General features: G+C 38.3%; 13 protein-coding genes and 1 pseudogene. 4 read left to right on the top strand and 10 right to left on the bottom strand.

The features are described from left to right. Nucleotides 1-129 precede the first annotated feature (129 nt). Nucleotides 130-357: a helix-turn-helix domain-containing protein gene (locus ASG93_RS12850; protein ID WP_056832490.1), complete on the top strand. Its 228-nt coding sequence runs from the start codon at nucleotides 130-132 to the stop codon at nucleotides 355-357. Between the two features lie 64 nt (nucleotides 358-421). Here ASG93_RS12850 and ASG93_RS12845 read toward each other — a convergent pair whose 3' ends face one another. Together ASG93_RS12845 and ASG93_RS12840 are read right to left on the bottom strand one after the other, a co-directional pair. Then, nucleotides 422-1,417, bottom strand: coding sequence for a DGQHR domain-containing protein (locus tag ASG93_RS12845; protein ID WP_056832488.1), 996 nt, complete (start codon nucleotides 1,415-1,417; stop codon nucleotides 422-424). A 37-nt stretch (nucleotides 1,418-1,454) separates the two neighbouring features. Then, on the bottom strand, nucleotides 1,455-1,937 hold the full coding sequence (locus tag ASG93_RS12840; protein WP_056832486.1) for a DUF6042 family protein: 483 nt from the start codon (nucleotides 1,935-1,937) through the stop codon (nucleotides 1,455-1,457). Between the two features lie 144 nt (nucleotides 1,938-2,081). Between ASG93_RS12840 and ASG93_RS12835 the strand changes: the two genes are divergently transcribed. Beyond that, entirely contained in the window at nucleotides 2,082-2,435 is a 354-nt protein-coding gene (locus ASG93_RS12835; protein ID WP_056832484.1) for a helix-turn-helix domain-containing protein, read from the top strand. Nucleotides 2,436-2,496: 61 nt separating this feature from the next. Here ASG93_RS12835 and ASG93_RS12830 read toward each other — a convergent pair whose 3' ends face one another. Both ASG93_RS12830 and ASG93_RS12825 read right to left on the bottom strand, forming a co-directional pair. Then, complete coding sequence (locus ASG93_RS12830) at nucleotides 2,497-3,075, bottom strand: hypothetical protein (RefSeq protein ID WP_056832482.1); 579 nt, start codon at nucleotides 3,073-3,075, stop codon at nucleotides 2,497-2,499. Nucleotides 3,076-3,920: 845 nt separating this feature from the next. Then, nucleotides 3,921-4,763: a tyrosine-type recombinase/integrase gene (locus ASG93_RS12825; protein WP_056832479.1), complete on the bottom strand. Its 843-nt coding sequence runs from the start codon at nucleotides 4,761-4,763 to the stop codon at nucleotides 3,921-3,923. A 231-nt stretch (nucleotides 4,764-4,994) separates the two neighbouring features. On the opposite strand from ASG93_RS12825, the gene ASG93_RS12820 reads away from it, so the two are divergent. Then, nucleotides 4,995-5,192 carry a hypothetical protein gene (locus ASG93_RS12820; RefSeq protein ID WP_056832477.1) on the top strand — a complete coding sequence of 66 codons (198 nt, stop codon included), beginning with the start codon at nucleotides 4,995-4,997 and terminating at the stop codon, nucleotides 5,190-5,192. 818 nt (nucleotides 5,193-6,010) lie between these two features. Here the strand turns inward: ASG93_RS12820 and ASG93_RS35065 are convergent. The 5 genes and pseudogenes from ASG93_RS35065 to ASG93_RS12790 all read right to left on the bottom strand — a co-directional run. Next, nucleotides 6,011-6,127: pseudogene (locus ASG93_RS35065) on the bottom strand (tripartite tricarboxylate transporter permease); the annotation flags it as partial. A 76-nt stretch (nucleotides 6,128-6,203) separates the two neighbouring features. Then, nucleotides 6,204-7,103, bottom strand: a complete 900-nt coding sequence (locus tag ASG93_RS12810) for an alpha/beta hydrolase family protein (RefSeq protein WP_056832473.1) — start codon at nucleotides 7,101-7,103, stop codon at nucleotides 6,204-6,206. Nucleotides 7,104-7,192: 89 nt separating this feature from the next. Next, nucleotides 7,193-7,612 carry a MerR family transcriptional regulator gene (locus tag ASG93_RS12805; RefSeq protein ID WP_056832471.1) on the bottom strand — a complete coding sequence of 140 codons (420 nt, stop codon included), beginning with the start codon at nucleotides 7,610-7,612 and terminating at the stop codon, nucleotides 7,193-7,195. 21 nt (nucleotides 7,613-7,633) lie between these two features. Next, on the bottom strand, nucleotides 7,634-8,368 hold the full coding sequence (locus tag ASG93_RS12800) for an SDR family oxidoreductase (protein WP_056832469.1): 735 nt from the start codon (nucleotides 8,366-8,368) through the stop codon (nucleotides 7,634-7,636). 1,548 nt (nucleotides 8,369-9,916) lie between these two features. Beyond that, nucleotides 9,917-10,513 carry a TetR/AcrR family transcriptional regulator gene (locus tag ASG93_RS12790; RefSeq protein WP_056832465.1) on the bottom strand — a complete coding sequence of 199 codons (597 nt, stop codon included), beginning with the start codon at nucleotides 10,511-10,513 and terminating at the stop codon, nucleotides 9,917-9,919. Between the two features lie 181 nt (nucleotides 10,514-10,694). On the opposite strand from ASG93_RS12790, the gene ASG93_RS12785 reads away from it, so the two are divergent. Next, a complete protein-coding gene (locus tag ASG93_RS12785; protein ID WP_056832463.1) occupies nucleotides 10,695-11,519 on the top strand; it encodes an alpha/beta fold hydrolase in 825 nt (274 codons plus the stop codon). Nucleotides 11,520-11,731: 212 nt separating this feature from the next. Here ASG93_RS12785 and ASG93_RS12780 read toward each other — a convergent pair whose 3' ends face one another. Further along, nucleotides 11,732-12,220 carry a GyrI-like domain-containing protein gene (locus ASG93_RS12780; RefSeq protein ID WP_056832461.1) on the bottom strand — a complete coding sequence of 163 codons (489 nt, stop codon included), beginning with the start codon at nucleotides 12,218-12,220 and terminating at the stop codon, nucleotides 11,732-11,734. Between the last annotated feature and the right edge of the window lie 339 nt (nucleotides 12,221-12,559).

The raw sequence follows: 12,559 nt of genomic DNA, 5'->3' as shown, positions 1-12,559 counted from the left end.
TGCTTTTGGTTATTTTTCCCTTTATGTAAGATTTATAAACAAAAGATTTTCATTTAAGGATTATAGTAAATTAATAAAATGGTAATACTAGAATTTAAGAGTAATCATAGATTAATAGAGGTGAACATTATGCAACAGTATGAAATATATAAAGTAGTTGGTAATAAAATAAAACAGCTTAGATTAGCTCAGGGAATGACACCAACATATTTAGCAAACAGAATAAACTTATCGCGTCCCTCGATTATTAATATTGAAAATGGTGTCCATCGTATTCAATTACATACACTTATCGAAATTACTAATGTTTTGGATGTTAATCTTTATACTTTGCTCGATGGAAATTATTCCGAATAAAGTTAAACTAAATAAAAAAACAATCTCCAAATTGGGATTGTTTTTTTTATTTAAAGTCTTTCCATTACGTAACAAAGAGTTCATTAAAATCTTTTGCTAAAGATTTTGAACCATGAATTCCTTTAATGTATTTTAATGGTCCATTGGTTGACCAATCAATTATTTTAAACTTGATAACTTCTTTTTTAATGCCTAAGTAATCGAATTGTTTCTTGTTATCTGTAGTACATTTTCTTAAAATTTTTGAGCCAGCTATTGAAAGTGCGTCCAAGCATACAATATGAGTTATTCGATAGCCATTATAATCAAGCCATTGTTGGGGAAAAGTTTCTTTTAGTGCATTATAATAGGTTAATGCCATGTTCAATTTTTCTTCTTTGGAATAAGTCATGATTTCATGATCTTTTAGTAACAAATGTAAAGTTCTATAAATATTTTGAAGTGTTATATGTCGTCCCTTATTTCTTTTACCAATTATGCTACCAATATTGTAAAAAGGACTCTCATGTCTTACTAATAATTCTGTAGCAATCCAGCTGATATCATCTGAATCCCTGCGAAGGAATTTACTTAGTGAAGATCCTATACCTCTTGCTTTTGTATTAATTGTATCAAAGAGTTTTATCTCTTCATCTTCATCTAAGCAATGGAAAGCCAAAAATGGGACATTGATGTCAGCGTTAGTTTCTTGAATATATCTTTTTATCCCTCCAAGACGATGTTGACCATCCATTAGAGAAGCTTTTCCATTACAAATGAGCCTGCCGTACTGCGGCCTGTGCTTATCATAGGACGAAAACTCCCAAAGCGAGCCTGCGTTTAATAAAATAGGAGTAAAAAGTGCATCCTGTCCTTTCGACAAGTAAACTGCGAAATCATTGCATCTTTTTGGATCTACTGGCCTTTGATATCCCTTTACAGTAGGATCATCATATGGCTTCACAAAAGTAAGATTTAAAGCAATCGTTGCAGATAAGTTACTTTGGTACGCGATTTTTCCACGCATTTTACTTTGTAAAACATTTTCAATCACAATCGGACTAGGAAGTAAATTATTCATATGTTGTTTTCTCCTGTGATTTAAGAATAATTAATAATTAAATGATTCCTAATAATGTATCTGGCTTGGGAAATGGAAGGATGATTAAATCCATTTTTATTTCACTCTGATTATCTGGACATTCGATCATGATGCCCAGTTTAATAAACAATCCAATAACTTCTTGCATATTGCAAGGATAGACAAAGCCGTTCTTTTCTAACCTATTTGCAATATTTTGTTCGCGGGCAGAATAAAGATTGTACTCGCTCATCTCACTTTTTGAAATGAAATGAGAATTTTTATTTTGAAATTTCCAAAATAAATCTTTGTCATTGTTTCGTATTAAGTAATCGATAATACTATCTTTCGAAAAATCCAAAGCTATGCAATTACTGATTTGAGGCAGCGTAATTATGTTAACAATAGGAAGACAGGCTAGCCAGCCATAATCATAGATACTTTGGGGAATAATACATTGGCCATCTGGGATCATTTTTAATTGGGAAAGTTGACTGACAGTTATTTTCCCAGTATACATTTTTGGACATCTCCCCTTACTAAGAATATAAATAAGTTTTGCAGTTTAATATTACCACTTATAAGTTATATTATCAATGTTCATTACTTATAAGGGGGTTTATTTCTGGTTAATACTCACCTACTCTGAATATGAGGTGATTCAATGACATATTTAAAGAAATTAGTTGGCGAAAAAATTAGAGAAATTAGAAAAAATAAAGGCCTCACACAGGAAGAATTAAGTGAAAAGGCACAGATAAAATATACATACTTAGGTGATGTTGAACGAGGAGTACGAAATATTTCACTTGAATCTTTGGAAAAAATAATGAATGCTTTAGAAATAAGACCAGGTGATCTATTCGATTATCGAGAGCTTAGGTTGAACTCAAATGAAATTGAACTCGACGCGGTTTTAGAGGTCCATCACAATTATTTGAAACATAAGCGTGTCGAGGATGTAAAGATGATACATACTATATCTAAAGAAATATTTAGAAATTTAGAAAACAAATAAAAAATGGTTAATTATTGCTAAATTGAGGCAATAATTAACCATTTTTTAGTCCCACTTACTTCTACACATTAATTTTATTTAGTGTTTTAAGCCACTCAATTACTATTTGATCCTTTATTTCAAATGCTTCATTCCACCTATCTGTAATCACTTTTCCTGATAAGTAACACCCGCACAAACAAGTATACGGTATATTATTTGATAACTGATGGACATTGATTTGTTTTTTGCATTCGGGACATTTCTCATTTAAATTTTCTAAGTGAAATGGACAATGAGTAATTAATTTAAATTGATGTAAATAACTATGGAATTGGGTATTGATACATGAACTGCAGAATACCAAATGTGTGTGGAATACACTCATCGGGCGGATATTATCTAATTTAATTAGTTTACGTAGACTCTCCATATCCCTAATAACATCCGACAAATCCATACCTAAAATATTATTAATATGTTCTAAGTCGAAACCTAATAAAGTATATAGGTTTCTAAATTTCCGTTGACCCGGAACATATTCTGGGTTTATTTCTTTTAGAAGTTCGTTACCAGTTACTAAGTTAACTAATTTACATTTTTCAAATACTGACCAAATAGATTCGTAAGGTTTCACCCACTTTCTATTCCAAGTTATCATTAAATTTCCGCTTTCTATTAGTTTATTTTCTGAGTGAGATTAATTATGCAGTTTCATACTTCTTTATTTTTGCGAAAACTATTAACCTCTTTACCCGATAATCATCATTGATGAAAGGTTCTCGTTTAAAAGATTTGAGAATTTCTTCTTTCATCATGAATAAACCAAGCTCTTTATGCAGTATTAACCACTTTTTGACTTTTTACTTCTAATCCTCGAAATAAAAATGTATAGGCTCTAGTGGAGCGTCAACTACAATACTTTCCGTTAGGGGCACACGGGTCAAAATAGACGCATGATCGATTACCGTGTTTTATCAATTTTAGACGCCTTTGTCGTATAGCTTGCCGTTTTATCGAATACATCGCATAGGCTTAATGATTTGTTACCAGATGGGTAACCTTGATGAATTCATTATTTAAAATGAATCATTGTGACTTAACCCATAAGTTTGCCGCTTTGGAAAGCTTATGCTTCCAAATTACCATGGCAAACTTATGCTTCTTAATACAAAAAGCCCTTGAAAATCAAGGACCTTTGATTAAGCAAAATTCAATTTGTGTTAACCTTATTTTCTATGTCTTTGGGACAATTAAAATAAGCTCCGCATCAGTAGTAATAGTACATGACCTATTCAAAGCATAGGAATGAATGAGATTAACGATGATAGCCGCTAGCATTCTTCGAGTTCAAATTACATGCTACAAAGGAACATCGTACAACAGCGATCGAAAAAATGCTGATATTGATACAAATCATAAACAGATTTACTAACATACCTGTTTTCAATCACACAGACAATTGATACGCATCATAGCTACTTTACCGTTAGTTTCACATGGATCCTAAAAATAACGTCGATACAATTCTCTCCTTCGTTCACCCCGCAACTGAGCATAAATTTGAGTGGTTGATGCTTTCTCATGCCCAAGCATCCCTTGTATAAACTCCAATGGTGCACCGTTATCTAACAGTTGACAAGCATAGGTATGCCGAAAACGATGTGGGTATACATTTGCAGCTACTTCACCTCGCGCTGCCAACAGTTTTAATGAGTGACGGATCGTTGGGATACTCAAACGGCGGATAGGATGGCTTTCGGTGACAAACAACGCTTTACTGGAATCCTCACGACTCTCAAGGTATCGTTTTAACCACACCTTGCACTCTGTCGTAAAATATACTTCCCTCTGTTTGGAACCTTTACCATTTACAATAGCCGAGCAGTTTTCCCAGTTGATGTCTTCAATATTTAATTTCTGTACTTCGCCGACACGGCAACCCGTACAATACAGAAATTCTAGAAGAGCATGCTCACGTGGTGAATGACATGAAATCTTTAGATGGATAACATCTTCTTCAATCAGAAATTTGGGAATTCGTTTATCCATCTTTGGTTCTCTCAACTTAAGGGATGGATTTTTAGGAATATGGCCTTCTTCAAAAGCAAAACGAAAAAGAGAACGTACAAATCGGATCCGATGTCCTAAACTGCTTGGTTTTAATCGCTCTGTTTGTTTGGCCAAATAGTCTTTTAGCTGATTTAAAGATACCTCCTGGAGTTCGAGATTACCCATTTCGCGAATCAACATCTTTAACTGAAGAGAGTAAGCTTTTAATGTGTGAGGACTGAACCCCAATATTCGTTTATCGGTTTCATACAGTATCCATAGCTCGTCTAATTTCATAGCAAAACCCTCCCAAATCATCTAATAATATTAGTTTTACTAGAATCAGGAGGATTTAATCTGTCTAAATCATCTTTTTCAAAATAATTAAGATATCACGCAGTTTAAATCTAAGTGCCCATGAGCTTAATAACAAAATCTTAGAAACATATTCGAAACTGACTGTTAAAATTATTTCATAACTTCTCGAGTTTTACTGTAAATTATTTTATTTCATAAAGGGAGATAACAATGCCAAAACAACGTCAACTAATAGAACCTTCAGACTTTGAACGAATGCGTGTATTTCAACAGCCAATCTCAATCTTTTTACAAGGTGAACTTATAGGTGAGAATGTAATAATTCAATCTCATGATGAAGAACTTGTATTAAGCACCATTGGAGAATGGTACGTTAAGGCAAATTGTCAATTTCTTAGTAAAAGATAATTCCAATACTATACTCATAATCATAGAATATAGTTATCATTAATAAGAATAAACCTAATAATAAAAGGTCAGTCTGCTGATGCAAACTGACCTTTTGTTATTCAACTATCGTTTCCGTTAGCGTAACGGTTATCTATAATACGGTCCCCCGCGCTGTCTGTAACGGCAAGTTATAAGATGCGACTATACTCCTCTTCTCTTCCCCCAAGGCTTGAAATAGGAAATGACCACAATAAACAACATCATCGCGAAGCTTATAGCAAGACCGACAAACAGCATTTGGCGGTTCTGCAAGTAGAGCGGATTATCCAATGGATGCACTTTTGACGAGAAATGGCTTCGAAGCGATCATGGATCGATCCGAGCGACCGCCGAAAAGTCATTATCTATGTTCGGAAGGACAAGGCTGAGAGAGACATTTATCCGTTATTTCAATCGCTAGGTACAGCGCTTCACACTCATTTTCATGACTATTCCGAAACGGACATCAGGTTTTCGCTGGACTTTCTTGCCAAATGTCGTTTGGTGATGGAAGAGGCTAGGAAACATATGTAAGGAACGGTTGATGACCGCGGACGGCCTTTGTTGCTTAAAGGTGGAAGAAAAAGCTGTTAACCCTTGTCCACGACCCTGAGCGAACGCTGTCGCAGCACCAGTCATCGGCATGGCGAAGAAGGACAGTCCACTCAAGGACATATTGCAAAACTTGCCGTTATTTATGATACGGTTCTCCGTAACGGGCCTATCGGCGAAAAACCCTCAAAGTGTGTCACGTGGCAGCCTTGATGGCCCTAAAGTACTTTTAGGAAGTACCCGGCGATGCCGAAGATCGAGATCGCGACAATGATCGGCAGCAGGTACTTCGCGGGCGCCTCGATGATCTTGGCGAAAATCTTGACGAGTGGCATGTTCAGGACGAGCAGCATCAAGTTGCCGTGAACCGCAGGCTGCCGCGGGACTTCCGCTGAACAGGAGACGAACCGCCCAACCGTACGACGGTTGGGCGGTTTTTTATGAGTGCTGATTTCGAAGGAAACTCAATATTTCATCTTGCAGGGTCTTCTGGAATTGTACCCGATCGAAGCCTGGAGGATCTTGGGACGGTGGAAACGACGAGTTGATCATCGACTCCGGAAACGGGCTTAGGAAGGAGAAGTGCCCGGCATTCTCGACCGTACGATACAGAATCATGTTTCGGTCTGCAACTCCTCCCAGTATAATCTGGGCGTGAAATAACGGCGTATGCGAATCCTTCTCCGCGTCCAGCATCAGGATCGGAACGGTAACCGAGTTTAGCGCCCCCTCGGCTTGGTACCAGACCGATGCCGGAGCCAGTAATACCAGAGAGCGGATTCGGCGGTCCGGCTCGACTTCGATGAGCTGAGGTTGATAGTCCGGGGACTCGTGCGGAAAAGAAGTCGGTACGCCGCCCGCCGCCGCCAAAGCCGTGTAACCTCCCATCGAATGCCCGATGATCGTGACGGCATCCGGTTTCATTTTCCCATCGAACCTCTTATTCTCGAAAAACCAGTCAACGGCCATCTTAAGATGTCTCGGCCTGTACGAGAGGTTCTTTGCCGTACCTTCCAGGCTATTATCGTTCCGGTTATTGAACGGATGCTCCGGCATGCCGACGATAAACCCATTTCGCGCCAAATGCCTAGCCAGCGTTCGGTACGCAAGCGGCGTACCGCCGGAGCCGTGAGAGACCAAGACCAAAGGGAACGTTCCTTCCGCCGGCTCCGCGTCTCTCGCGAGCTCCAACGGATAAGGTCCCAATCGATCCTCCGATTCAGGGGTATTTGAGGGATACATCACCAGCATCGGGAATGAACGACCTAGCGAAGCATCGAATATTTCAGTTTCGCAGTATCCTGCATAACCTTGCTCAACCATCGTGTTCTGTTCCATCTGTTTGTCCCCTTCCAAAGTGTTAGGAAAATAATGTATTTGACTGGCACCCGTTGATTAAAGGGCAGAAGCGTTCAATAAGAAAGCTCTCAATCGGCAAATGGGGATTTCCATTTTTTGTTTAAATCTGGATTTACAAAGGCCTCTTTGAACTTGTCAATTTTGAAATCAATCATCCTTTGTGTCTCCAGTAATCTGTCAATCTCGTTCTGAATTCTATTCTTGTGTTCGATTAGAATGGAGACTCTCTCAGGGAGTGAGGCTTCACCCATTTCGTAAAGCTTACGGAAATGCTTCATTTCTTCCAGTGTCATTCCGGTTGCTTTGAGTCTCGTTAAAAAGACCATGCCTTCCAATTGATGTTTACTGTACGTTCTGTGTCCGCTTGCTTTGCGGTCGGCATACGGAAGTAACCCGATCTTCTCGTAATAGCGGATCGTATCTTCTGACAGACCCGTGAATTCAGCCGCCTGTTTTATTGTGCTTACGGTTTCGGGAATGTCGATCACTTTGCCGCACCTCCTGACGTATTACCACGGTATCACTCCGTTCTCATCAAAGAAACCGCCGTTCGGACCATCGCCCAGAAGGGTGGCGAGTTTCACGACAATGGAAGCGCCCTGTTCAACGGTACGATAACCCGTATGCCCATTCAAATCCGTAGCTGTGTACCCTGGATCAGCTGAATTTATCTTGATCGGCGTATCTTTTAATTCTTTGGCAAACAAGACTGTTAGTGCATTGACAGCCGTTTTCGAACTCATGTAGGCGAGTAAATTTATTCCGTATTTTTCGGCATCCGATTCCGGGGTATTATACTCGGTCAAGGAAGCCAAGCCACTTGAAAGGTTTACAATTCTGCCAGCAGGCGATTTTTTAATCAAAGGGAGCATTGCCTTAGTGACAGAAAAACTGCCGAAAACATTTGTCTCATAAGTATTCCTTAGAACAGTTAATTCGTGTTGACTCGGAGGAAGACCACTTTCTAAGCACACGCCAGCGTTATTAATCAGAACATCAAGCGCTCCATACTGATCATCAATTTGTTTTACTGCGGATTGTATTGTATCCAAGTCTGTTATGTCCAGGGTAATTGCCTTTGCATTTATGTTCTCAGCCGTCAGGGTCGCCGTCGCTTCCTGTCCTCTTGCTTCATCTCTTGAACCGAGCAATATTGTGAATCCTAGTTTGCCCAATTGCCTAGCAGTCTCAAGACCAATACCTTTGTTTCCGCCAGTGATCAAAACTATTTTTGATGTGCTCATGATTACGCCCCCCCAAAAGTGATATTTACTTGACTAACGATCACTATACAACTTGGAGTACACTCCAAGTCAAGAGCAACATTCAAGTAGAATGTCCTGTTATTGGACTATTGGATCCTCAAGTCGCTTTTGTATTTTGTATTGTATCAATATGGTTCTCAGAAGCAAGAATTGACACACGGGTAAAAGCTTTATAATAATTCGTAATTTGTGACTCAAGGCGATCAAGATTATCAAACACTGTCTTAATTTCGTAAACGACAGCATGTCCATTATTCAACTCAAGAAACCTCTGTAAAAGCTGTCGTTGTAGGCTTGTGCACACCAAGAAGCAATTTATTTAGAATTGTATTTTTGTAATATTCAGTTGCACCTTATTGATTTCTTATGCTCTTCCATGCAGTCCTCAGCTCTTTACATATTTTAATTGTATTGCAACTTAAGAACTACAACAATTATTTTTCGTTGTTACTTGTGGTACGGTTCACCGCGTTTGATCATAAACTATCATGCCCGTTAGCGCAACGAAGGCAACCGATCCTTGTGGCCGGCTGCCTTCGTTGGTTGTTGAGCTATCGGTTTCCGATAGCTTAACAACGGTAACAAAAACCGCAGGTATTATTTTATGTGCGAGTTCCTCGTATGTATGATGTTTTTCAGCTTCCTGCTTACCAAATGCATTTCTATTATGTTATGTAGTTATATATACCTATTTGTCGAATTGTGGTAATATATAAACACTCATTGTATAAGGAAGGTAGTGAATAACTTTGAAGTCAGTGTTTATTATTGCAGGTGGAATAATTTTGGCTGTAATTATTATGATGCTATGTTGAAAAAATATCATCTTCTTCCTAGGGGTATCAGATATAATATAAAGCAGGAGTTAATGATTTTAGCATCATGTTTTCTTTTATATTTTATAAATCAATTTTATTTTAAAAAGATAGAAATGCAATTTTCTTGGCTATTCAAAAATCATTTTAATGATGTTCTTGCTTCACTGATTTTACTGTCTTACTCAAATTGTCTGATTTTAGTTTTGAAAAATAGGAGAATACGTAGTTTTACTATCCAGTTCATTTTTATTTCAGTAGTTGGTTTGTTTTGGGAGTATGGATCACCTTATTTTATGCGGTCTACAGCTGATATTTTAGATATATTCTCTTATGAGATCGGCTTTTTAATTTATTGGATTTTAATGGAAAAATCTATTGGAAAACAAATCAAACTTACGTCTTCACAGCCGTCACCCCTGTCAAAATGATAACACATTAAAAGTAAAGATTGTTTGCACTAATCTGCCCGTTACTTCAACAGGCTGCCGAGTAAGCTGGCAGCCTGTTGATATTGTGCTATTGTATCCGTTAAGCTTAATCACCCCCGGTAGTCTTGCTTCCACGTACTTACTACCAAAGTGTTCATTCATCTAATAACTTATTTATCGGGTGACAGCTGCTGTTGGGTGACAAATAAGTTTTGAAGTACTTTTTACAGCTACCAGCGAAACTGACACCGTCCGCAAAGTAAATGGGTCATCTTCTTATTTTATTTGATCAGCATCATATTATCGATATATTGAACTACATTACTCGCGCAATGACGAATATACTTGCTATCATCAAATAATTTACTTAGCATAACGCCTCCTTCAACCACAGCAATGATATAGCTGCACACTTCTTCAGGATCTATATCTTTTTTAAATTCTTTATTCTTAATGCCTTCGGCAATAAGCATGGTTAACTTTTCGATAAAAATTGTCATCGCCTGTTGAGCCCGTTCTTTGAGAAGAGGGTGTCCATCGTCGCTTTCAATCGCTGTATTTAATATCGGACATCCTCCCTCCAACGTATCACTTTCAATGATATCGATATAAACCTCACATATGGCCAACAGTTTCTCCTTAGAGTTGGATGCATTCCCTAGTGCTTTGGAAAGAAGAACTAGAATTTGAGAAAAAGAATAATCAAAGGCCGCAAAAGCAATTTCATCTTTATTTTCAAAATGATTGTAAATTCCACCCTTGCGTATACCGCAACGATCTATAATTTCAGATAAGGAAGCGCCTGTATATCCCTTCGTATTAAATAAACCAGCCGATTCGCGAATGATATGTTCTTTGGTTATTTGGCCTTTGCGCATGATAAAACCTTCCCTCTCAAAAAAGTACCGTTTGGTCTTAAATATTATACTACTTCCTGAAAAACAATCAAGAATACCTAAACATCATCATTTCAGCTGGAAGAAAAATCTTGCAGTAAAGCTGGTGTTATGTTAATTTAAAACAGACCGGTCGGTATTAAATAGAGAGGATTTGTTTATCATGCAAAAGAAAACCATAACAGTTCGAGGAAAAGAGACTTACTATTTAGATTGCGGCAAGCCGGATGCTCCAGCCGTACTTTTTTTGCACGGATTCCCTGAATCCTCATTGCTCTGGGCAGAAGCTGCCCTGGCCGTCCAGAATGCCGGATATAGAGCTATCGCTCCGGATCTTCCTGGTTTTGGACAAAGTGAAGCCTTCGATGAGCCGTCTACGTGGGAGCGTTATATGGAATTTATTAGCGATTTTTCAGCCGAGATTGCCATTGAGCATTTTCATCTCGTCACCCATGACTGGGGGGTTCTTATAGGATCAAGGTGGGGCTGTATGAATCCTGGGCGTGTGCAAAGTTTAGTTATTTCAGATGCTACTTTTAGTCCTGATTTTATTTGGCATAAAGACGCATTAATAATTCGTTCTCTTGGCGGAGGAGAACAATGGGTTGCCTATCTTCAAAACAAGCCCGTTTTTGAAGGGTTTATGAAGAAATCCGTCCCCCATGTATCTCAAGCAATCGTAAATGATTTCTATGAGTTGTTCACAGATCCAATCAAGGATAAAATTACTTTAGAGCTATACCGCTCAGGAGATATGGAAAAGCTTGAAATTTATCGTGGTCGATTGGCTGAATTTCTTTCTATGCCGGTAACCATCATTTTCGGGGAGAACGATTCTTACATACATCCGCATCTTGGACTAAAGTTAAAAAATGAAGAGCTACCGCATGCTTCTTATCATATCATTCCTGGCATCGGTCATTTCACCCCCTTGGAAGCTCAAACAGAATTCATTTTAATACTTGCCCAACATTTAAATCAAAAATAAGGGGATCTTGGGTGGTGGACTATATTTTTCCGTCACCTTCTAAAATAAAATAAACGTTCACCCAATGTGAGTGAACGCAGCTGATGAATTAAGATATCATGTGCTTATCGACCAGCAAACTCAAGGGTCTGCTGGTTTTTCTTATAAGAGTGATTATAGGTCCCATTCAACTAACGTTACCCGTTAGCTTAATCCACATTTGCGAAATATCATTACTTCTTGCGAACGGGAAAGCAAATATCCGTAACGGACTCAGCAGACTCGGGACCTTGACTTCTTTCATCGTAGATTTCGAAATTATATAGTCCAGCAAGTTCGTATCCGCTTTCTTTCAACCACGTAGAATATAAATAAGCATGTACAGCACCTGCGTTCTCAAAAGGACCATTGAATGTAAATAAAACATAAGTATTGGCTGGTATCTCTCTAACGACCATTTGATTCGGAATGGACTCGGTCGAAGAAACTTCAACTCCAATAAAAAATTCAAAAGGGTCCGTTTCAGGATTATAATCTTCAGGGTCTGTACAAAGACCAAATACTTCTCTTTCATTATTGCAACTTTTGACTTCCGCTCTTCTTTCCATGAAATTCGCCGATAGATTAAGCGTTGTCCGATTTTGTTGCACATCATAGAGAGTTACGTTAGCCGCTAAACCGATTAATGTCATGGAAGGCTTTTCGATGATGGTTGCTTTCATATACTTCCTCCTTAAGAAAATTTCATTGAACTTTGTAGAAATAGCACCTAGCATATTTTTCCATTAATCAATTATTCGTCGAATTGGTTAAACAATCCTGCCCTTTAGCGGAATAGGCTTTCGAAAAAAATCTCATTATTTGGCCAAAACTACTATTTCACCTGCAATCAATTGAAGAATGCTGCCCGTTAGCACAATGAAGTACCACTTCCCTACATCTTAAACGACCAAAATTATGCGCCAATGTTTGTGTCGTGGTGCTGCGACACAAACATTGGCGATTTAAACTAAAAAATCCCCATTTTAGGGGGATCTTAATACACTCCTCTGGTACTACCC

Origin of the sequence: Paenibacillus sp. Soil787 (assembly GCF_001429545.1) — a bacterium.
Lineage (GTDB): Bacteria > Bacillota > Bacilli > Paenibacillales > NBRC-103111 > Paenibacillus_E.
The sequence above is the reverse complement of the archived record's forward strand: the minus strand, read 5'-3'. Positions and strand labels throughout refer to the sequence as shown.